The sequence below is a fragment of the Shewanella sp. UCD-FRSSP16_17 genome (assembly GCF_001675935.1).
GTDB classification, from domain to species: Bacteria; Pseudomonadota; Gammaproteobacteria; order Enterobacterales; family Shewanellaceae; genus Shewanella; species Shewanella japonica.
In genome coordinates this window covers 375,531-397,417 of sequence record NZ_LZFV01000035.1, presented here as the reverse complement: position 1 = coordinate 397,417, position 21,887 = coordinate 375,531, and the positions used below count along the sequence as shown (strand labels likewise).

Annotated in this window: 15 protein-coding genes; 12 read left to right on the top strand and 3 right to left on the bottom strand. The window is 42.0% G+C overall.

Annotated elements, in window-relative coordinates:
- The first annotated feature begins 172 nt into the window (after positions 1-172).
- Complete coding sequence (napA, locus tag A9267_RS15475) at positions 173-2,656, top strand: nitrate reductase catalytic subunit NapA (protein ID WP_065109811.1); 2,484 nt, start codon at positions 173-175, stop codon at positions 2,654-2,656.
- Between the two features lie 107 nt (positions 2,657-2,763).
- The gene (locus A9267_RS15470) at positions 2,764-3,189 is read left to right on the top strand and encodes a nitrate reductase cytochrome c-type subunit (RefSeq protein ID WP_055022651.1); all 426 of its coding nucleotides are present in this window, start codon (positions 2,764-2,766) and stop codon (positions 3,187-3,189) included.
- Positions 3,190-3,291: 102 nt separating this feature from the next.
- Here A9267_RS15470 and A9267_RS15465 read toward each other — a convergent pair whose 3' ends face one another.
- The 3 genes from A9267_RS15465 to A9267_RS15455 all read right to left on the bottom strand — a co-directional run bounded on the left by A9267_RS15465 (position 3,292) and on the right by A9267_RS15455 (position 11,032).
- A complete protein-coding gene (locus A9267_RS15465; RefSeq protein ID WP_065109810.1) occupies positions 3,292-3,756 on the bottom strand; it encodes a GNAT family N-acetyltransferase in 465 nt (154 codons plus the stop codon).
- Between the two features lie 199 nt (positions 3,757-3,955).
- On the bottom strand, positions 3,956-6,040 hold the full coding sequence (fusA, locus tag A9267_RS15460; RefSeq protein WP_065109809.1) for an elongation factor G: 2,085 nt from the start codon (positions 6,038-6,040) through the stop codon (positions 3,956-3,958).
- A gap of 435 nt (positions 6,041-6,475) precedes the next feature.
- A complete protein-coding gene (locus A9267_RS15455; protein ID WP_065109808.1) occupies positions 6,476-11,032 on the bottom strand; it encodes an ATP-binding protein in 4,557 nt (1,518 codons plus the stop codon).
- 124 nt (positions 11,033-11,156) lie between these two features.
- Between A9267_RS15455 and A9267_RS15450 the strand changes: the two genes are divergently transcribed.
- The 10 genes from A9267_RS15450 to A9267_RS15405 all read left to right on the top strand — a co-directional run bounded on the left by A9267_RS15450 (position 11,157) and on the right by A9267_RS15405 (position 21,860).
- The gene (locus tag A9267_RS15450; protein WP_055022654.1) at positions 11,157-12,068 is read left to right on the top strand and encodes a LysR family transcriptional regulator; all 912 of its coding nucleotides are present in this window, start codon (positions 11,157-11,159) and stop codon (positions 12,066-12,068) included.
- Between the two features lie 53 nt (positions 12,069-12,121).
- Positions 12,122-13,291 carry a pyroglutamyl-peptidase I family protein gene (locus A9267_RS15445; protein WP_065109807.1) on the top strand — a complete coding sequence of 390 codons (1,170 nt, stop codon included), beginning with the start codon at positions 12,122-12,124 and terminating at the stop codon, positions 13,289-13,291.
- Between the two features lie 221 nt (positions 13,292-13,512).
- Positions 13,513-14,022 carry a SprT family zinc-dependent metalloprotease gene (locus A9267_RS15440; protein WP_231919193.1) on the top strand — a complete coding sequence of 170 codons (510 nt, stop codon included), beginning with the start codon at positions 13,513-13,515 and terminating at the stop codon, positions 14,020-14,022.
- A gap of 216 nt (positions 14,023-14,238) precedes the next feature.
- Positions 14,239-14,952: an endonuclease gene (locus A9267_RS15435; RefSeq protein ID WP_065110053.1), complete on the top strand. Its 714-nt coding sequence runs from the start codon at positions 14,239-14,241 to the stop codon at positions 14,950-14,952.
- A 9-nt stretch (positions 14,953-14,961) separates the two neighbouring features.
- Complete coding sequence (gene rsmE, locus A9267_RS15430) at positions 14,962-15,696, top strand: 16S rRNA (uracil(1498)-N(3))-methyltransferase (RefSeq protein ID WP_065109805.1); 735 nt, start codon at positions 14,962-14,964, stop codon at positions 15,694-15,696.
- Positions 15,697-15,733: 37 nt separating this feature from the next.
- Entirely contained in the window at positions 15,734-16,687 is a 954-nt protein-coding gene (gene gshB / locus A9267_RS15425; protein ID WP_065109804.1) for a glutathione synthase, read from the top strand.
- A gap of 71 nt (positions 16,688-16,758) precedes the next feature.
- The gene (locus A9267_RS15420; RefSeq protein ID WP_231919172.1) at positions 16,759-18,264 is read left to right on the top strand and encodes an alkaline phosphatase; all 1,506 of its coding nucleotides are present in this window, start codon (positions 16,759-16,761) and stop codon (positions 18,262-18,264) included.
- Positions 18,265-18,425: 161 nt separating this feature from the next.
- The gene (locus tag A9267_RS15415) at positions 18,426-19,457 is read left to right on the top strand and encodes a methyltransferase (RefSeq protein WP_065109803.1); all 1,032 of its coding nucleotides are present in this window, start codon (positions 18,426-18,428) and stop codon (positions 19,455-19,457) included.
- A 177-nt stretch (positions 19,458-19,634) separates the two neighbouring features.
- Positions 19,635-21,302 (top strand): DUF342 domain-containing protein, encoded by a 1,668-nt coding sequence (locus A9267_RS15410; protein ID WP_065109802.1) that lies wholly within the window; start codon positions 19,635-19,637, stop codon positions 21,300-21,302.
- A gap of 177 nt (positions 21,303-21,479) precedes the next feature.
- Positions 21,480-21,860: a DUF4144 family protein gene (locus A9267_RS15405; protein ID WP_065109801.1), complete on the top strand. Its 381-nt coding sequence runs from the start codon at positions 21,480-21,482 to the stop codon at positions 21,858-21,860.
- The last annotated feature ends 27 nt before the right edge of the window (positions 21,861-21,887 follow it).

Sequence of the window (21,887 nt, the reverse complement as noted above, 5' to 3'; positions counted from 1 at the left end):
AAAATGTGATCTACAACAACAAACTATCAGTATACTCATTGCGAGGTATACCCATGATAAATGTGAGGTTTAAACTCAACATTATAGAGATGAATAAAGCCATTATTTGGCATATAAAACGATGATTAACCTTTTAAGGTTATCAACTAACAGCAAAGAGTGAGGAAACACCATGAGCATAAGCCGTCGCGAGTTTCTAAAAGCCAATGCCGCTACTGCAGCCGCGTCGGCTGTTGGGCTTGCCTTACCAATCAAAATGGTTCAAGCAGAAGAGAAATCTGCAGAAATTAAATGGGATAAAGCCCCATGTCGTTTCTGTGGTGTAGGTTGTAGTGTATTAGTCGGAACAAAAGGCGGTAAAGTTGTTGCGACTCAAGGTGACCCAGAAAGCCCAGTTAACAAAGGTCTTAACTGTGTTAAAGGCTACTTCCTGTCTAAGATCATGTACGGTAAGGACCGTTTAACTTCGCCATTATTAAGAATGAAAGATGGCAAGTATGACAAAGAAGGTGAGTTCACTCCTGTTAGTTGGGATGTTGCTCTAGACACTATGGCTGACAAGTGGAAAGAAAGCATCGCCAAAAAAGGGCCAACTTCAGTTGGTATGTTTGGTTCTGGCCAATGGACAATTTGGGAAGGCTACGCTGCATCTAAATTGCATAAAGCTGGCTTCTTAACCAACAACATCGATCCTAACGCACGTCACTGCATGGCATCTGCAGTGGGTGGTTTCATGCGTACTTTTGGCATTGATGAGCCAATGGGTAGTTATGACGACTTCGAAGCGGCAGATCATTTCGTGCTTTGGGGCGCGAACATGGCAGAAATGCATCCAATTTTATGGTCTCGCTTAACTGACCGTCGTTTAAGCCACGCAGGCAGCAAGGTTCACGTTTTATCAACGTTTGAAAACCGCAGCTTCGAGCTTGCCGACAACGCAATGGTATTTAAGCCACAGTCTGACCTAGTTATCTTGAACTATATTGCTAACTACATCATTCAAAACGATGCGGTTAATAAAGACTTCGTTAACAAACACACAAACTTCGCTGAAGGTGTCACTGACATTGGTTATGGCTTACGTCCAGAGCATCCATTAGAGAAGAAAGCGAAAAACCCAGGTAACGGTAAATCTAAGCCTATCTCGTTTGAAGAATACGCGAAGTTCGTTAGCACATACACTGCTGAATACGCTTCAGAAATGAGTGGTGTACCTGTTGAGAATCTTGAGGAAATGGCAAAAGCTTACGCTGATCCTAACATCAAGATCATGAGCTTATGGACCATGGGTATTAACCAACATACTCGTGGTGTTTGGGCAAACAACATGCTTTATAACATTCACTTGTTAACCGGTAAAATTGCTACCCCAGGCAACAGCCCGTTCTCGTTAACTGGCCAACCATCAGCTTGTGGTACGGCTCGTGAAGTCGGTACATTCGCTCACCGTCTACCTGCAGATATGGTCGTTGCTAACCCTAAACATCGTGCGATGACTGAAGATTTATGGCAATTACCTGAAGGCACTATCCCGCCTAAACCAGGTTATCACGCCGTTCTTCAAAGCCGTATGCTTAAAGATGGCAAGTTAAATTGTTACTGGACTATGTGTACCAATAACATGCAGGCTGGTCCTAATATCAATGATGAAATTTACCCTGGTTTCCGTAACCCTGAAAACTTCATCGTGGTATCTGATCCATACCCAACGGTTACCGCAACTGCCGCTGACTTGATTCTTCCAACAGCAATGTGGGTAGAAAAAGAAGGGGCTTACGGAAACGCTGAACGTCGTACTCATATGTGGCATCAGCAAGTTAAAGCACCGGAAGGCGCTAAGTCTGATTTGTGGCAACTTGTTGAGTTCTCTAAGCGCTTCAAAGTGTCAGAAGTATGGCCTGCTGAATTAATTGCTAAAAAACCTGAATACGCTGAAAAAACGTTATATGACATCTTGTTCGCAAATGGTGTAGTGGATAAATTCCCTACTTCTGAGTGTAAAGGCGACTACAACGATGAAAATGATGCATTCGGCTTCTACCTGCAAAAAGGTCTGTTTGAAGAGTACGCACAGTTTGGTCGTGGCCATGGTCATGACTTAGATACCTTTGAAAACTACCACGAAAACCGCGGTAAACGCTGGCCTGTTGTTAACGGTACTGAAACAGTTCGTCGCTTCGTTGAAGGCAGTGACCCATACGTTAAAGCGGGTGAAGGTTATAACTTCTACGGAAAGCCTGATGGTCGCGCAGTCATTTTCGCTCTACCATTCGAGCCAGCAGCGGAAGAGCCAAATGAAGAATTCGACTTATGGATGTCTACGGGACGTGTTCTTGAACACTGGCATACAGCAAGTATGACTGCACGTGTACCTGAGCTGCACAAGTCATATCCAGATGCACAGGTATTCATGCACCCTAAAGATGCAAGTAGTCGTGGTCTTAAAAATGGTGATGAAGTGAAAGTGATTTCTCCACGTGGAGAAGTTAAAACACGTGTTGAAACCAAAGGCCGTAACAAACCGCCTGTCGGCGTGGTATTTATGCCATTCTTTGACGCTAGACAGCTGGTAAACAAGTTATTACTCGATGCGACTGATCCGTTATCTAAAGAAACGGACTTCAAGAAGTGTCCTGTGAAGATTGTTAAAGCCTAATTTGACTGACTGTCATGCCTCTTTAAACGATATTGAGGCATGACAACATCACTAATTTTCTCTATCCATTGATGATGAAACATAATGGATATGACGGAGTGTAAATCATGAAGAAAATACTCAGCCTTGCTGCGATAGTGCTCAGTCTTAGCGCTTGCTCAGGCCAACAAGCACAAGAAGCTGCCGCACCTGTAAATGTTAAATCACTTGCCGGAGACGTAGCCATTACTGATACGTTACCTGCAGAAGCTAAAGCGACTTACCCAAGTCGTGGGACAGCTTTAGAAAGAGATTTTGTACATATGCCGCCGCTCATTCCGCATAAAGACTCTTATAAACTAACAACCAAGAAAAATGGGTGCTTAACCTGTCACAGCACAGAAAAAGCAGCGCGTATGAAAGCGACACCAGTGCATGAGTCTCACTTAAGTGCAGACGGTAAGTTTGATGATAAATATTACTTCTGTGTTCAGTGTCACGTTGCACAAGCTGATAATAAAGAAGCGTTAGTGGGTAACACTCACACTAACTAAGCTTTATTGAGTCAGAATACTGCTCGCAATAAAATGCCACCGTCCCATGACCGTGGCATTTTTTATGGCCGTTAATTTTCTACAGCACTTTATAAAGTATTTTTACAGTACTTTGCGCATGACAAAGTTATTAATCTTCTGACCTCTAACTTCCACTCTTTGAGCCTCTTCTTCCACAAAGCCATATCGGCTGAAAAATGGTTTTGCGGTAATACTCACTTCAGCATACAAACTGTTAAGCTTTAACTTTGTAGCCTTATTGAAGATGGCTTGCATTAATGCAGCACCCACACCTTGTCTCTGAAAGTCTGCGCTACAGTAGAAATGATCGATGTAACCATCATCTTGAAGATCTGCAAAACCTGCAATCACATGATTAACCTCAGCCACAAACGGATTAATTTTTGTCACTCTTTCTACCCAAGCGCTTTCATTGTATTCATGGGGCGCCCACGCGGTCACCTCAGCTAACGAATAGTGCTGACGGTTAACATTATGAATAGTGTTAAGCTTTAGCTGCCATAAAGGCTTTATGTCGCTTGWGGTAAAGCGCCTTACTTTAATCATGACTCTTCCTTGATACTATTTTTGCCTACATTTTACATCTTGATATAAGTCACAAGGCGCTACGACGCTTCAAACACGTAAAGATGCTCGTTACTTTCTCTTAATAAAAACCGAATAGACAAACTCTCAGTATTAAATTTTAAGCATAAAAAAACCGCTGCAAAGGCAGCGGTTTTTAATTAAAGGGTTTAGTTAAGAATTACTTCTTAGCTTCACGCTCTTTAACTTCAGCAATTACTTTTTCAGCAACACTGTTTGGACATGGTGCGTAGTGAGCGAATTCCATAGAGAATTGGCCACGACCAGATGTCATAGTACGTAGTGAACCGATGTAACCGAACATTTCTGATAACGGTACGTCAGCTTTAATACGAACACCAGTAACACCAGCCATTTGGTCTTTGATCATACCACGACGACGGTTAAGGTCACCAATTACATCACCTACGTTGTCTTCTGGGCTGAATACGTCAACATTCATGATAGGCTCAAGAAGTTGTGCACCGGCTTTAGGCATAGACTGACGGAATGCGCCTTTAGCAGCGATTTCGAACGCGATAGCTGACGAGTCAACTGCGTGGAAAGCACCATCAGTAAGTTCTAGTTCAACGTCTAACACAGGGAAACCAGCAACAGTACCGGTGTTCATCATGCTAGCGAAACCTTTCTCAACTGCAGGCCAGAATTCTTTAGGTACGTTACCACCAACAACTGAAGAGCTGAAAGTGAAGCCAGAGTTTTGCTCACCTGGACGGATAACGTAGTCGATCTTACCGAACTGACCAGAACCACCAGACTGTTTCTTATGCGTGTAGCTATCTTCTGTAACTTTAGTGATAGTTTCACGGTAAGCAACTTGAGGCTCACCAACAATTAAGTCAACACCGTAAGTACGCTTAAGGATGTCTACTTTAATGTCTAAGTGAAGCTCACCCATACCTTTAAGGATGGTTTCGCCTGAATCTTCGTCAGTTTCTACGCGGAAAGATGGATCTTCAGCAATCATTTTACCGATAGCGATACCCATTTTCTCTGAACCACCTTTATCTTTAGGTGCTACAGCGATAGAGATTACTGGCTCTGGGAATACCATTGCTTCAAGAGTACAAGGATGTTTAACATCACATAAAGTGTGACCAGTTTGAACATTCTTCATACCTACGATAGCGATAATGTCACCAGCTTGAGCTGAATCTAATTCGTTACGCTCATCTGCTTGCATCTCAACCATACGGCCAACACGCTCAGTTTTACCTGTTGCAGAGTTAAGGATAGTGTCACCCTTCTTAATACGACCTGAGTAGATACGTACGAAAGTTAGTGCACCGAAACGGTCATCCATAATCTTGAATGCAAGCGCTTTTAATGGAGCATCTGCATCAACGATCGCGTGTTCGCCAGTTTCATTACCTTCTTCATCAGTAAGAGGTTGTGGATCAACTTCAACTGGGTTAGGTAAGTAATCAACAACAGCATCAAGAAGAAGCTGCATACCTTTGTTCTTGAACGCAGAACCACAGTATGTTGGGAAGAAGTCCATTGTACGAGTACCCTTACGGATACAACGCTTGATGTCTTCCATAGATGGCTCTTCGCCTTCCATGTAAGCTTCCATTAGATCGTCGTCTTGCTCAACAGCAGTTTCGATTAACATTTCGCGGTATTCTTCTACCAAGTCAACCATGTCAGCTGGAACGTCTTCAATCTTGTAGTTTTCTGCTTGGCCTGTTTCATCCCAAACCCATGCTTTACGGGTTAGTAGGTCAACAACACCAGAGAATTCGTCTTCGATACCAATCGGTAAAACCATAACTAATGGATTAGCAGCTAGAACGTCTTGAGTTTGCTTAACAACACGTAAGAAATCAGCACCCATACGGTCTAATTTGTTTACGAAGATGATACGCGCAACTTCTGATTCGTTTGCATAACGCCAGTTAGTTTCTGACTGAGGCTCAACACCACCAGAACCACAGAATACACCTACACCGCCATCAAGAACTTTAAGCGAACGATATACTTCAACTGTGAAGTCAACGTGGCCTGGAGTGTCGATAACGTTAAAACGGTGGTCATTCCAGAAACAGCTTACTGCTGCTGACTGAATAGTAATACCGCGCTCAGCTTCMTGTTCCATGAAGTCAGTAGTAGATTCACCATCATGTACTTCACCGATCTTATGGATCTTACCGGTTAGCTTTAGGATACGCTCGGTGGTCGTGGTTTTACCCGCGTCAACGTGAGCGAAGATACCAATGTTTCTGTATTTGGATAATTCGGTCATGATTCAACTTTAATGATTAGTTAAGAGGTAAACGGAGTATGTAAAAAAGCTAGACACACCGCACATCTGGTTATTTAAGGCGCATATTGTAAGTGGGAACCTTCAAATGCGCAAATGAGACTTGCAAAATTTATCACATTTCGCATAAAAAAATTGTCATTAATTTCAATATTTCTAAATAAAACAACAAAATAAAAGTTATTGTTTATTTTTCAAACAACTTAATTTTTTATGTTAAAACGCCGCATTTTTGACAATGGCTAGCTCAACCGAGGTAAATTTCGTGCAATTAGCAACAAAAAAGCCAATTTGTATCAAAACAAACATGCTATTCGTTAAAACTTGCTGGTAATTTCCATAAAAAAATCCCCAGCCATAAACTGAGGATTTTTGCTATATCATCGCCATAAACATTACATTATGGCTTGTTCATTATTACTCACCGTCAATCGGTAAAATAACAAACAGTAAGTCGCCTTGTGATACTTGCTGACCGTTACCATTCAGAATACGTTCGATACGGTACTTCTGATTTTCAGGGTAAAGAATCGCATTTTGACGGTTAAAGCCGGCTAATGTGACTTGTGAGAACATCTTCATCGCTTCTGTAAGCGCTAAAGTTTGATCGACAGTGACAATGTCACCTTCTTTAACGAAGTCAGGCTCACCTGGCGCTGGAGAGGTATAGAAGATACCGGCACCTTGTGCGAGTACTTTAAGTTCATTACTCTCTGCAACACGTAATGATTCAGTATCTAAACCAACAGTTTCAGCCGCTGCTTCCATTTCAGCAACCAATGCAGGTACGTCTAGCTCTGCCATTAGGCGTGGCAGATAATTCGTATCGTAAACACCTTGGTTAAAGGTGGCATCTTTCAGAATTAGCTTCAGTAATGGAATGTTAGTCGCAATACCCTTGATAACGACACTGTCTAGATATGCAGACATCTTAGAGACAACATCTTCACGTGACTCACCACGGATAATGATTTGTGCGATTAAGCTATCGTAGTATGGCGATACTTCCTTACCAGTTTCAGCGATAGAAATAATCTCAATACCTTCACCTTCTGGCATCACGCACTCAGTTATCATGCCAGGGTTTGGTAATAATTGAAGTACACCTTCGCTGTCTAAAGCTGCTTTTTCAGCAGTGACACGTACTTCCATCGCGTAACCTTGCTCAACAGGCTGTAAATTTTCAATTGAGCGACCTGCAGCAATATCGAACTGAGCGCTAACAATATCAATACCTGATGTTGCTTCAGTAACTGGATGCTCTACTTGCAGACGTGTATTCATTTCCATGAAGTACACTTCGTTAGCATCAAGGTTGTAAATAAACTCAACCGTACCAGCACCCATGTAATCAGTCGCATCACCTAAAGCACGCGTATACTCCAGTACACGTTGCTTCAATTCTTCAGGCAACATGGTTGAACCAGACTCTTCGATTACTTTTTGGTTATTACGTTGAACTGAACAGTCACGAATGCCCAATACTTTGGTGTTACCAAACTTATCACGTAACAATTGCACTTCGATGTGACGAAGTGAAGTCACGTATTTCTCAAGGTATAAATCACCGTTACCAAATGCTGCAGCCGCTTCAGTAGAGGTTTTTTGGAATAAGCCAATCATGTCTTCAGGCTTAGTGACAACCTGGATACCTTTACCGCCACCACCTTGTACCGCTTTAAGCAATACTGGGTAACCAATTTCAATGGCCACATTCACTGCTTGTTCAGCATTAGTTAAAATACCATGTGAACCAGGTACAACAGGCACATTTTGCGCTTGCGAAGTCTTAATTGCATTCGACTTGTTACCCATAGTCGTCATTGAATGAACGCTAGGACCAACAAAGTTAACGCCATTGTTTACACACAATGCAGCAAACTGCGGGCTTTCAGATAAGAAACCAATACCAGGGTGAAGTGCATCTACGTTTTCGTAATCAGCCACTTTCAGAACAGAGTATGCATTTAAGTAACTTTCATCTGAGGTGTTACCACCAATACAAACCAGCTTATCGTTAACTTTCAACATATCTGCTGGCACTGAGGTCATATCAGGATCTGAAGCAACAAGAACAACATTGATGTCATTATCATGTGCCTTACGGATCAATTTAACCGCTGTACAGCCACGTGCATGAACCAAGACTTTGTCAATTGGTTTCATCAGCATACGAGGATCGTCTTGAACGATTTTCTCTTCAATCGCTTTCACTTCCGGCACTAAGCTTGATAATGCTTTCGCAATGACATCATGGGCATGTAATGTCGGTAGTGGCATTAATGGATCAATGCTTGATAAATGGCTATCGAGTGTGTCGCTGAATGGGTTATGCACTAACCCCGTCATTGCACCAGGTACTTTTGATAAGTAGTTAGATAACGTTGCAGTAGACGGCAAGTAAGCAGGAACAACCATTTGACCCGCAAACGGCATATTTGTACCTGATAGGTAGTAAGTTTGCACTAAAGGATGCGTTACAAAACTTGCTTGAGCACCACCAGTACAATCACCAAAACCAAACATCAATACTGGTAATTCGTTATCACGAACAAAACGAGTAATACGGTCATTAACCACAGCCATTGAGAATAGCGCCGCTGCACCTTCTTTAGTTTGCATACCACCTGAACTGATGAAACAAACGACAGGTAATTTACGCTTAGCACATTCAATCAATAGCGCGCTGAACTTCTCAGCACTCGCCATATCAAATGCACCCGCTTGGAATGCAATATTTGATACCGCAACACCTACGCGTAATTTGCTTTCGCCATGTTCAAAGTCAGCAAGACCTGTGATTAAACCACATGGGCGAATGCCTTTATCTAATGCATCTTCAATAGATAAACGGAAACCAGGGAAGTTAAGTTGGTTGGCCGACATTTTGTCGCCATTTAGCTCTTCGAATTCTGTGAAGAACTTAGCAATCACACTTTCCCAACCCATTTTTCCTTGACGTTTTTCATCACGTAAAACTTTTTGGATAAGTAAATCTTGGTAACCCATAGTCAAACGGTTCCAGAAGTCTTTACGACGACCAATGCGCACAGGGTTAATTGCACCCGTGTACTTAGAATGGTCTTCTTCGCTGTCAAAGTATTCTGGTAATAAACGTTCAAAGAAGTAAGTTAAGATCACGAATAAACTGTCGTTTAATTGTGGGAAACCAACACTCTTCCATTGCTCAACACGAGTCAGCAGTTCAGCACGGTTCGATTGACCCATGAAGAATTTAAGCCACTTGTAGAACTTACTTTTATCATTGGCATCATCATTAGTAGATAATGCAGTGTCGATAGAGGTATGTAATAGCTTATCAACTGATTCACGCGATAAGCTTTTAGACATCATCGCTTCTTTAGAAATCGATGCTAAATTTTGAACCACATTGTCATATAACGCATTGAAGATAAGTACGTTGTGACATTGCCAAATAAAGTCTTCACGCAGCTCATCATTAACAACAATATCAAGCACGGTTAACTGATTAAGCTCAGGCCATGGTGCTTGTGTTGTTGAAGCAGGTAAAGACTCAAGGTACTTGATTAAGCCTTTAAAGTTGTTCGCTGCATTGCTTTTCCAGCGATGATATAGCGACCAACCAATATTGAATAACAATGCCTTACGTGCTTTTTTATAGTTTTCTTTTGGCTCACCAAGAATGAAACGAGTAATGACGTTACGTTCAGCTGAAATTTCGCTTCGTTTACTGTCGAATGTGCCCCAAAGCTTATTCAATTCTTCATCGTAAACTAGCTTATCTGGCGTTGATAACCATGCTTGGAAAACACTGTCTTGTTCTTGTTGAATACGTGCTAATAAATCACCTTCAGGCACACTGACTTTCGACAAGCGACCATACTGTTCAACAGAAATAGAATGAATACGGCTACGTAAGGTTAAATAACGTAGGTAACGATATGCACTGCCAAATAAGTTATGGTGCATGGTCGGGCTGTTCGCCACAGCCAAACCTTGGTTATTTTCAAGTGCAGCTAAGTTCTTAGATGGGTCTAAGAAACGCGACAAACTGCGGTCATAATGCTCACGTAAATCATCAGAATCACGAACGAAAGTAATTGCTGCTTTCTCTACTGCTTCAATACCACTGATAATTGCACGACGTAAATTATGTTGGCGCTCATCTTTATCGTATGGTGAGAAATCAACGATACCGTCGATACAACCTGCAGAAAGTAACTCTTCTGGTGATACACCGACTGACTTAGCACATTCTTGCCAAGACAAGTTGTATTTACGGGCAATTGATTGCAAACCTTGAGGCTGAATAGTATTGAAAATACCATCACGTAATGACAATAAGATGTTGGCTGCAGCTAATGGAATTGCACCGCCTGAGTAACCTGCACCAATGACAATACCAACGGTTGGAACATCAACGTTGGCACTTTCAGCAATCGCTTTTGAAATCGAGTGTGCTTGGTTTTGACTGTTAGCCACTTCACCCGCATCAGCACCTGGAGTGTCAATGAGGTATACGATTGGCATTGATAACTCAGCAAAATGACGAATCGCTTTACATGCCGCTAAGTGATGCTCTGGCATCCACGCGCCATTAGATGTGGTTCTTTCTTGAGCGATAAAACCAACACGGCGAGTACGAGAACCGAAATTTAATTCAATTTCAGCACTGTAAAAAGAGCCTAAATGCTCTTCAGTGATCAGCTTACCTTTAAGGTCTGCAATCACACGCTTGGCACTTGGGCGGTTTTTATCTTGAGTCGGTTGAATAACCTTAGATACATAACTGTCAACATCAAGTGTCGACAATTCTTTTAAATTCGATTGGATAGCATCTTCAGAAAGTAGACCTTTAACTTCTTCAGCTAATGTCTGCTTACTGTGGGCTGGGAAAAGCGAAAAATCTTTAGCTAAATGTTCCGCTTGTAAAAATAGTGGATCAGCCACTTGTTGTACTGTCTTGTTTACGGGCTGCTTTTTGCTAGTCATCCTTAGATCCTCTGCTTTTATAGCCTCTAAAATTTTTAGTCGGTAAATATAACTTTGTTCGCTGTCCAATTACCATTAAACTGTCGAAGACGCTTTGTTCCATTTTTGAGACAGTGAGGCTAAAGTGCCTGATTTAAACGGTATGATGCTGTTTGCAGCAGTAGTTAGAGCAAAAGGCTTTTCGCAAGCCGCCCGAGACATCGGACAACCAAAATCAACCATAAGTCGCAAAGTAGCTCAATTAGAAGAGCAACTTGGCGTGCGTTTATTGCAACGGGACACGCGTAATTTAAGCCTAACTCAAGTTGGTGCATTATTCTTTCAGCATTGCGATTCGATTAGCCAAGAAATTGATGCCGCCAAGGCCATTATTGAAAATACCCATAGTGATATTTCGGGGTCTTTGCGTATCGCAATTCCAGTGTCATTTTCTCAAGAAGTCATTGCTAACTTATGTAGTAGCTTCATGCGTCTTTACCCCAACATTGAACTGGATGTTCAATTTACCGACAGTAATGTAGGCTTAGTGGGTGAAGGCTATGATATCGCCATCAAGTACGGGCCGTTAGAATCCTCTGACTTAGTCGCTCGATTGCTTTTTGAGCGCCAACCTATTTTAGTCGCAAGTCCAGGTTATCTCAAAAAATCGGGCACGCCAGCGACGCCCCAAGAGCTAGCTCAGCACAGTGGGATATTATTAGGAACAAGCTTATCAGCACCAATATGGCCTGTCGGTAAAGGGAGCCGTAAAACAATGGCCACCTTTAAACGCAAAGTACGCGTTAATAGTGCCAGTATGGTTAAGCGACTCGCTCAAGATGACTTTGGCATTGCGATGTTATCAAATACCAGTTGCAAGCAAGAGTTAGCCGCAGGAACATTAGTGCCACTGTTGCAAGAATGGCCGATGGAACCATTTAAAGTTTATGGCGTTTACTCAAGCCGCCGCCAGTTAGCCAGTAATATCAGTGCATTTTTAGACTTCTTCGCCAAACGTTATAGTAGTCAGGAATCATTACAATCTATAATGAATTAGCGATCTAGCCGTGTTAAATTAAACAATAACAAAGACATTCTAAAGGAATAGCCATGTTCAAGCCCTTAATCACAAGCACATTAGCTGCAGCAATGTTGCTCAGTGTTAATCCCGCCTATGCGCAAAATGAATCAAGCAGCCTAAATGTAGAAGAATTGCGCCTTCCTAATGTGATGGAAGTGATGGCAGATGTGGCTAACCGCTTTGATAACCTTAATACACAATTAGATGATAAGCTCAATTCATCAACGGATGAACTGGCCATTACGCAAATGGTGGCATCACAAGGAACCAAGCTTTGGCAACAGGCAGTCGCCGATGTTAAAGCAGGTAACTACGATGATCGCGCGCTCTACTGGAGCCGCTTAGCAATGCGAAAAACCTTAAAAACAGCAGATGCTGGTTACAATATAGTGCCTTGGCAGCGCGACATTCTGATTAACGCGTTTGAGAAGTCATCTCGCGGGTTAAGCGATATTCACTTTAAGCCAGAAACTCGAATAAAGATCCTAGTCACTGGCTTTGACCCTTTCTTTTTAGACAAAGACATCACTCAAAGTAACCCTTCAGGATTAACTGCATTAGCACTTGATGGCATGACGTTCGACGTTAATGGTAAACAAGCTCAAATCGAAACTGTGATGATCCCAGTTCGTTTTGCTGATTTCGATGACGGTATGATTGAATCTCTACTGACACCTATGTATCGCGATAACAGTATTGATATGATTTTCACCGTCAGTATGGGGCGAGATGATTTTGATATTGAGCGTTTTCCTGCAAGAGGTCGAAGTGCTGCAGCGCCTGATAATCTCAATGTTTATACTGGTGCCAGTAAAACTGCTCCACAAGCTCCGCTGTTCAATGGAGGAACATTAAACGGTCCTGAATTTGTTGAGTTCTCACTGCCTGTTAGCGCAATGCAACAAGTAGAGGGTAAATGGAAGGTCAATGACAATCATCAAGTCACCACCGTGAGCCGTGGACAATTTGATGCGAAAAACATTTACGAATTAGCCAATGAAACATCAGTTGAAGGTTCTGGCGGCGGCTATTTGTCCAATGAAATATCTTATCGTAGTATCTTGTTAAAACAGCAGTTTAACCGTGATATTCCTGTTGGGCACATTCATACCCCGAGAGTCAGTGGTTATGATGCCGATACGGAATGGGCCATTGTTGAACAAATCGTCGACATGATAAAACTTGCCGCTGCAGAATAACTGCAGCATCACTCATCTTGCCGCATGCTATTATCTCAAGGTTTGCGGCAGGACGATTCTGAACGCTATAATCAAGCTCGATGTCTTCATTTCCTTATTCACTATAAACGTTTTCAACAAGCCTTTTAGCCAAGCCAAATATGCTTAAATCATTGTTCCGTCGTCAAACGCAGTCATCAATAAACCACGCTGCACCAAGTATTCCCAACGATAAAGCATCGATGAAAACTTGTTTACCTAAAACTGAGGCGCAACAACAAATTTTACGCAAAGTAGAAGCTGACTATCTGCAAGCAGAAAGCTTATTGAAACGTCAATTCCCTCGCCCTACTATCCAATTTACCTTAAGAGGAAAAAGCGCAGGAACGGCTCACCTCCAATTAAATAAGCTCAGGTTTAACCCTGTATTACTTGAAGAAAATATCACTGAATTTATCGATCAAGTTGTGCCTCATGAAATCAGCCATTTACTCAGTTTTCAACTGTATGGTCGGGTTAAGCCCCACGGGCAAGAGTGGCAAAACATCATGACTAATATATTTAATGTACCTGCCGATACGACCCATCAGCTGAATACTCAATCCGTTGCAGGTAAGCAATTTCAATATCGTTGTGACTGTGGTCCTATCATGTTATCCATTAGGCGCCACAATAAAGTGCAACGTCATCAAACACAGTACCGCTGCAAATCTTGTCAGCAAGTATTAACGCCATTAACTCTTTCGCAATAACTTCCGCAATAATCTGCTATTTAATAATGCAAAATATGTGCTTATGGTCTGGAAGTTAAAATCCAAAATACAATCCACAGTTCTGATTGCATCCCAAGTTTCAATCCCTTACCATCCTTTGCAAATATCAGGCTAAACCAACCCGTATAGCCTGTGCCGTATTGAATGTCGTTAGGGTTTATTGTGCCGTATTTAAAAGTTTCAAATCTGTTCCAAATGGGTATCGTGTTATTTGTTATCACAACTATTACGAGTGCTAGTGCGCAAGCAGCCCAACATCCATCAAGTTTTAGAAGTGCGAAAAAAATTGCCCAAAAGATATATAGTCAGTCATTACCAATGAGTAGCTTTTATTGCGGTTGTGATATTGAAGTGATTGGTAAACAATGGAAACCAAACCTAGACAGCTGTGGTTACCAAGTACGCAAACAAATTCCACGAGCAAATCGAATCGAGTGGGAGCATGTTGTCCCTGCATGGGAGTTTGGTCATCAGTTGCAGTGCTGGCAAAATGGCGGTCGAAAGAATTGCGGCAGAACCAGTGCAGAATTTAAGAAAATGGAAGCCGATTTACACAATCTAACCCCTGCTGTTGGTGAAGTTAATGGCGATAGAAGCAACTACCGCTTTAGCGAATGGAATGGAGAAGCCACACAATATGGCCAATGTGCTATGGTTGTTGACTTTAAAGGCCGCAAAGCACAGCCGCCAAAGCAAAGCCGCGGCGCAATTGCTCGTACCTACTTTTACATGCAGCAAACCTATGGTTTAGCTATCTCTGCTAGCCAGAAACGCTTATTCAACGCATGGGATAAAACTTATCCAGTTGATAAGGTTGAATGTTTAAGAGATAAATTAATTTCAGAGAATCAAGGCAATCATAATAATTTTGTCTTAAAACAATGTCAGAATCTCGGCCTCATTGATTAAGGATTTACTATGCGCGTCCCAAGAATTTACCAACCAATCAATGATCTTGCTGTTAATCAGCTCGTAAAACTAGACGAAGATGGTGCTGCGCACATTGGTCGTGTTCTGCGAATGACCGAAGGCGAAAACATCCGTTTATTTACTGGAAATGGCAACGATTATTTGGCAACAATAATCAGTGCAAACAAAAAAAACGTCACCGTTGAAATCGTTGAAAATACGCCAAATAATTCAGAGTCACCACTAGACTTACATTTAGGTCAAGTGATATCTCGAGGTGACAGAATGGACTTTACCATTCAAAAGTCCGTTGAATTAGGTGTAACGACAATTACTCCATTATTTTCTGACCGTTGTGGCGTTAAACTCAGTGGCGAACGTTTAGAAAAGAAAATCAGCCAATGGCAAAAAATTGTCATCAGTGCTTGTGAACAATCGGGACGTAGTTTCGTACCGAAAGTCAGGCCTGCAATGACACTTAATCAATGGTGTGCTGAGCAAACTGACGCATTAAAGTTAAATCTGCACCCGCGTGCTGCACATGGCATTAATGGACTATCGCTAGAAAATACCAAGGTTCGGTTATTAATTGGCCCTGAAGGCGGTCTATCAGAAGAAGAGATCGCCATGACGGAAACACATCAATTTACGGATGTGTTACTTGGCCCTAGAGTATTACGCACAGAAACAGCTTCACTGACTGCGATTACCGCGTTGCAACTACGTTTCGGTGATATCGGTTAATCAATGATAATAAGCATTGAGAAAATAAGGATAAAGTATGATTAAGCTCGGCATAGTAATGGATCCAATCAGCGACATTAACATTAAAAAAGACTCTAGCTTTGCAATGTTAATGGCAGCCCAATCTCGTGATTACGAACTGTATTATATGGAAATGCAAGATCTCGCTATGGTAAATGGCAAGGCAATGGCAACCATGCGTTCACTGACAGTTGAAGATAATGCCACTAAATGGTTTGAATTAGGCGACAGCGAAGATACGCCACTTGCTGACTTAGATGTCATTTTAATGCGTAAAGATCCGCCATTTGATACTGAGTTCATTTATGCCACTTACATGCTTGAACGCGCTGAAGAAGAAGGCGTTTTAATCGTCAACAAACCACAAAGTTTGCGTGATGCGAATGAAAAATTGTTCACTGCTTGGTTTCCAGAGTTTACCCCTGAAACCGTGGTAACTCGTGATGCCAAACGCATCCGTGCTTTCCTCGCTGAAAAAGGCGATATTATTCTTAAACCACTTGATGGTATGGGTGGCGCATCAATTTTCCGTGTAAAGCAAGATGACCCGAACATTGGCGTTATTTTAGAAACGCTAACCGAACACGGTACTCGTTACGCCATGGCGCAAGGCTTTATCCCTGAAATTAAACAAGGTGATAAACGTATTTTAGTTGTTGATGGTGAGCCAGTCCCTTACTCACTCGCACGTATACCCATGAAAGGTGAAACCCGAGGTAATTTAGCGGCAGGTGGCAGCGGGGTTGCTCAGCCGCTATCTGAAAGCGATTTTCATATTGCACGCACATTAGGGCCTGAACTTAAAAAGCGAGGCCTCATCTTTGTTGGGTTAGATGTTATCGGTGATAAGCTCACCGAAATCAATGTTACTAGTCCAACGTGCATCAAAGAAATTGAAGCTGCGTTTGATGTCGATATTACCGGCATGCTAATGGACGCAATTGAAGCACGAATCAATAAACAAGCTTAACAATATTATAGGCTCAATAATGACGGTCATTTACCATCAAGTTGAGCCTTAATTTTACTTCAGGATTTATCATGACAATAAGAACAACACTGAGCTTAATGCTTGGGATGACTCTGTGTTTCTCATCGGTTTCTATGGCAAGTCAGCCATTAGCAGAAGCCAATATGCTTGCAGCAACCAAACAGACCAATCAAGTACAGGTTCAAGTTTCTAGCGTTTCTGATACCACTGTTTCTAGTGCTCCAAGCACAACACCACAAGCCACAAATTCTGACACAGCTCCAAGCAAGGACTCATCAACACCTATTGTCGCGCCCATCACTAATACTCCTAATAAAAAAGCAAAACAAACTTCAGGCCCGGCTAAACCCAAGAATATGATCATTATGATTGGTGATGGTATGGGTCCCGCATACACCACCGCCTACCGCTATTTTAAAGATAACCCTGAAACACAAGAGATTGAACAAACAGTGTTTGATCGCTTACTTGTCGGTATGTCAAGCACTTACCCAGCACCTGTTAGCGGATATGTCACAGATTCAGCCGCATCAGCCACAGCCTTAGCGACGGGCTTTAAAACCTATAACGGTGCCATTGCTGTTGATGAAAATAAACGTCCGTTGACAACCATTATGGAAATGGCTAAAAAGCGAGGTTTATCGACTGGCGTAGCTGTATCATCTCAGGTAAATCATGCCACACCAGCGGCTTTTCTTGCCCATAATGAACACCGCAGAAACTACGTCGAAATCGCTGAGGACTACCTTAACTCTGATGCAGATGTCATTTTAGGTGGCGGACAAAAATATTTTTCAGAAGCCTTACTGAAGCAATTTACCGATAAAGGTTATCAGCACATCACAGAGTTTGCTCAATTAGACTCTATAACCGAACCTAAAGTGCTAGGACTGTTTGCCGATGTGCAATTGCCTTGGGTCATCGATGACAAACAAGGACATAAACTCAGCACCTTAACTCAAAAAGCATTAGATTTATTATCTCAAAACGAGCAAGGTTTTGTCTTAATGGTTGAAGGTAGCTTAATCGACTGGGCTGGCCATTCAAATGATATCGCCACGGCCATGGGAGAAATGGATGAGTTCGCTAATGCTATCGAGGTTGTGGAGCAATTTGTTCGTGAACGCCAAGATACGCTAATGGTTGTTACTGCTGACCACAATACCGGTGGCCTATCTATCGGCGCAAATAATGAATACGCTTGGGAGCCCGCGATTCTTCATCAGATAACGGCTTCACCTGAAATGATTGCAAAAGCACTAATCGCAACTGATGAATGGCAAAAACGTTTTAACGAGCTCATTGGTTTTGAGGCAACAGACGAAGAAATCGCTAAGCTTAGCGCTGCAAGAATGCAGGGACAAAAGCAGCTATTTACAACCATTTTATCTGTCATAGATCTTCGTACAAACACAGGTTGGACATCTTTAGGACACACTGCTGATGACGTACAAGTGTTTGCCGCTGGACCGGGAGCAATTTTATTCAGTGGTCACCAAGATAATATTGATATCGCCACCAAGATGATGAGTTTATTGCCTAAAGCTGCTCAATAACCCCTAAATCTCATCTCTTGATGAAAGGGCGCAGTATTAGCTGTGCCCTTTTTTATGCAAGTTTACCTTTAATAAACACGCTTTGATAACGTAAACAGTTCAGCACTTCTTTGCTATAATCGCCCTCATAACAACTGAGTTAATTTATTAAGGTCGATTCTGTGCTCACCAACACTTCTCAAGTTTTAATGCGCAATGTTCAATTCATCGAAAACCAGCACCTGCTGATTTTAAACCATGAAGCCGATACTCTCGCATCAGAGCTCCTTAGTCATGCTGCATCAGTTACAAGCTTAGCGCTTGATTTTAATCATTATCAATATGTGGCTAAACAGGATAAAGCGCATCTTACGAGCTACTTTGGTCACCAACTGCCTGACGATACCAAACAGAAATTTGATACTGTCATTGTCTACTTTCCAAAAGCAAAAGCATTGGCGCCCTACCTATTTCAATTAGCAGCTCAACATCTATCTGTTGGCGGTACGCTTATCGTTATTGGCGACAATAAAGGCGGAGTAAAATCCTTAGCAAAACTATTGCCTGACTATTATTCTGCGCCATTAAAGCGCGATAATGCTCGTCATTGTTTACTATTCATTGCTGAATTAACCGCAATTGCACCAATATTCTCGATTGAAGATTGGGTCAGCCACTATTCATTATCGACACCACAAGGAGACATTATTATTTGTAACCTTGTTGGCGTGTTCAGTGAGAAAAAGCTCGATCAAGGTACTGAATTACTACTGTCAAACCTGCCAGAATTATCGGGAAGAGTTCTAGATTTCGGCTGTGGAGCTGGCGTTATAAGTGCAGCAATGCTTAAAGTAAACCCACAACTTAACGTTGAATGTATTGATATTAATGCAATGGCGCTCAAAGCCTGCGAGCTGACCTTAGCTGCCAATCAGATGACTGCTAAAGTTTATCCATCAGATGGCTTTAAACAAATACAAGGGCAATTTAACGGCATAATTTCTAATCCGCCGTTTCACGATGGATTAGCCGCCACCACACATATTGCCAAAGATTTCGTCAAACAAAGCGCCAGCAGTTTATCTGCCAAGGGTGTATGGCAAATTGTGGCTAACCGTAACCTTCCATACGCAGACACAATTGCAGCTGAATTTGGCCAAGTTAATGTTCCTGCTGAAAATAATAAGTACAAATTGTACTTTTTCCATAAGTAACAACAAATTAACAACTAAAGAAAGATGAGTGCTAATTCTCAATTTGCGCTCATAAGCTTGATAATTATCTAGTCTTTATTCATAAAAACAGCTACATTTTGATATCAACACCACACATTATGAAAAACAATACATGAGCTAACACGCATTTAAGTCTCATGGCTAATAAGGGTTTTTATGCTGGATTGGAGCATGGCTGTTTTTAATGAAACTCAAACCCAAGTAGAGTTTCGTGTTACGCCCAATATTCATGGGCCAATTTCTGAAGATGACGTAAAACAGCTACTGACGCAGGCAGAGTTTGCCATGCTGAAACCGTTAACCCACAACATTCATAATTGTGTCGCTGAAGTTAATGCCCTCAGCACTCATGACAATGGTAAGCATGAGTTATTTTTTATCATTGGTGAACGAACTGATGGCAGTGTGACCATAGAAATCAGCGAAGATAAAATGTCGGCCTCTATGACATTAGCATCAGCATGGGGTGGGAAAGACCCTTCACTGCCAATGATCCTTAACACCCTAAAATCCCATAAAGTCAAAATGGGATTAAGCAAACCTAAAATTCAATCTCTGATCCAGCAATTAGCGATTTTACCGCCGGGTGAAAGTTGCAGTAGCCAAATCGCCATTGGCAAATTGGCTGTAAATGGCATTAATGCAACATTAACAAGACAAGTCCCCCTTGCTCGTGAACGGTTATTACAACCTCAAGAACGTGAAGATGGCTCTGTCGACATGCGAAATCTGGGCGCAATGATCATGGTGAAGCCAGGCGACGTTTTAATGATAAAAACGCCTGCGACTACCGGTACTCCAGGCTATAACGTACACGGGGAACCTATCATGCAGATTGAGGGCAAAGATCTGCAAATGAAGCCGGGTAATGGCACTGAATTATTAAGTAGCGATACCAACCAACTTGTTGCAACAGTATCTGGTCAACCTGTTGAAACACCAAAAGGTATGCAAGTAGATGATGTGCTGCAAATTAAAGATGTTGACGTAAAATACGGCCATGTTGATTTTGAAGGTAGTGTCTTAATCACAGGCGATGTCCACGAGGGGATGAAAGTAAAAAGCACTGGTGACATTACTGTTATGGGGTTTGTAGACTCAGCTAGCCTTGAAGCCCAAGGCGATGTAATTGTCAGTAAAGGAGTCATTGGCCGACAAATTAAAGAGCATGAGTTAAGTACCCATATTACTGCCCGTGGCCAAATCTGTGCTCAGTTTGTGCAATATTCCAATTTAACCGCCAAAAGTGACATCTTAGTCACTAAACAACTGCTTCATAGCCATTCAGTCTCAGACAATGTCATTACCGTTAGCGATCCTAATGCCAGACGAGGCGATCTTGTCGGTGGGCGAGCGACCGCTAAAAAAGGCATTAAAGCTGTAGCCTTTGGCGCAACGGCTGGCACTAAGACTGAGCTTTATTGCGCCATGGATCAAACTGAGCTCAAAGCTGAGGCTAAAGCCAGTGATGACCAAGCTAAGCAGCTTGTTGTCGCAGGATTAGATATCGAGTCTCGCTTGAGAAAGCTGCCTCCTAAAACGGAGTGGCAAACAGATGCGGGAATGATTGAGCAAGTGAAAATGATGCTTGATGAGAAAAAAGAAATCGCCAATCGCCGTGCGAAAGCTGAAGCAGAATGTAAGCAACTTCAGCAAGAAGTGGATGGCTATTACAGTAAATATTTTGTGCAAGCAGAGAAACACATCTTTGCCAATGTAGAGATTCATATTGGCCCAGCGCAAAATCGCACCCAGCGTGAACATGGCCCTTGTCATGTTAAAAACCTCCATAATGAAATCAGTTTCGATTATGGTAGCCATTAATTTCTAACTTGGCCGATTGCGATCAGCGAATGCAGCAATTAGCATGATAATTATCACTATAAAACAGTAACTTATAAAACATTCAACGTGAAAAATCTAATCATTTTTTACTAAAAATCGTTCTTAGGAAACAGTTAACAAGTTGACTGAATTTATTGACCATTAGAGAAGAATTCGATGCTAGCGATTTGTTGGCCAGCAATTATAAAACAGCAAGCAAGTGAAGAGCTCATTTACCTCGCTAATCAGACTGACTGGCTAGAGTATTGTTGTTTACAACTGCACCTCATAGGTAGTAACGATAGATTATTAGATAGCGAGGGCTCTACATTCGATATTGTTATCGAGGCGCAAGCTCACCCTCAACAACATCAGGCTCATCACCCAACAGCGGAATTACCACAATTTAGAGCAAGCCAGCACCCCATAGATTTAGTGACCTTTATTCAATACGTACGCACACATGCAACCCTTAATGGTCATTGCTGCAGTGCAAAACTGGTGTTTACGGATATCAAGCAAGGTATCGACACTGTGGCATATCTTGAATCTATTTAGCTTGAGTCACTGCAACCTATCGGGCAA

Bases quoted from the DNA above. Each gene is read 5' to 3' on its own strand.
- A9267_RS15420 (WP_231919172.1), top strand. From the start codon at position 16,759: ATGACAATAAGAACAACACTGAGCTTAATGCTTGGGATGACTCTGTGT.
- rsmE (WP_065109805.1), top strand. From the start codon at position 14,962: ATGCGCGTCCCAAGAATTTACCAACCAATCAATGATCTTGCTGTTAAT.
- gshB (WP_065109804.1), top strand. From the start codon at position 15,734: ATGATTAAGCTCGGCATAGTAATGGATCCAATCAGCGACATTAACATT.
- A9267_RS15435 (WP_065110053.1), top strand. From the start codon at position 14,239: ATGGGTATCGTGTTATTTGTTATCACAACTATTACGAGTGCTAGTGCG.
- A9267_RS15440 (WP_231919193.1), top strand. From the start codon at position 13,513: ATGAAAACTTGTTTACCTAAAACTGAGGCGCAACAACAAATTTTACGC.
- A9267_RS15405 (WP_065109801.1), top strand. From the start codon at position 21,480: ATGCTAGCGATTTGTTGGCCAGCAATTATAAAACAGCAAGCAAGTGAA.
- A9267_RS15455 (WP_065109808.1), bottom strand. From the start codon at position 11,032: ATGACTAGCAAAAAGCAGCCCGTAAACAAGACAGTACAACAAGTGGCT.
- A9267_RS15445 (WP_065109807.1), top strand. From the start codon at position 12,122: ATGTTCAAGCCCTTAATCACAAGCACATTAGCTGCAGCAATGTTGCTC.
- napA (WP_065109811.1), top strand. From the start codon at position 173: ATGAGCATAAGCCGTCGCGAGTTTCTAAAAGCCAATGCCGCTACTGCA.
- A9267_RS15410 (WP_065109802.1), top strand. From the start codon at position 19,635: ATGCTGGATTGGAGCATGGCTGTTTTTAATGAAACTCAAACCCAAGTA.
- A9267_RS15470 (WP_055022651.1), top strand. From the start codon at position 2,764: ATGAAGAAAATACTCAGCCTTGCTGCGATAGTGCTCAGTCTTAGCGCT.